Origin of the sequence: Lactobacillus nasalidis (genome assembly GCF_016587775.1) — a bacterium.
In the GTDB taxonomy this organism is placed as follows: Bacteria; Bacillota; Bacilli; order Lactobacillales; family Lactobacillaceae; genus Lactobacillus; species Lactobacillus nasalidis.
Map to the genome: position 1 here is coordinate 1 of NZ_BOCG01000293.1, position 250 is coordinate 250.

General features: G+C 49.2%; 1 protein-coding gene. It reads right to left on the reverse strand.

Annotated features, from left to right (window positions below):
• Nucleotides 1–250: hypothetical protein (locus tag lacNas_RS05260; RefSeq protein WP_201346667.1), on the reverse strand; the 250-nt coding region annotated here is incomplete at both ends.

Consider the following 250-nt stretch of genomic DNA (forward strand, 5'->3'; position numbering starts at 1 on the left):
GTAGCCTGGTACGGTCGGAGTTGGCTCGTTTGGAGTCACCTTGGTTGGGTCATCTGGGTCATTCTCGTAAGTCGGCGTATCTGCACCTGGAATTGGCGTGTTGTTTTCATCTACAGGGATGATCTTACCGACCTTCTTGTAAGTGAAGACAGCAGTCTTGTCACTTTCATCGAAAGTACCAGTGGTATCAGTCGTATTAACCAGAACGTAGCCGGTAACTACCTTGGCATCGCTCGTTACATCGTAGCTG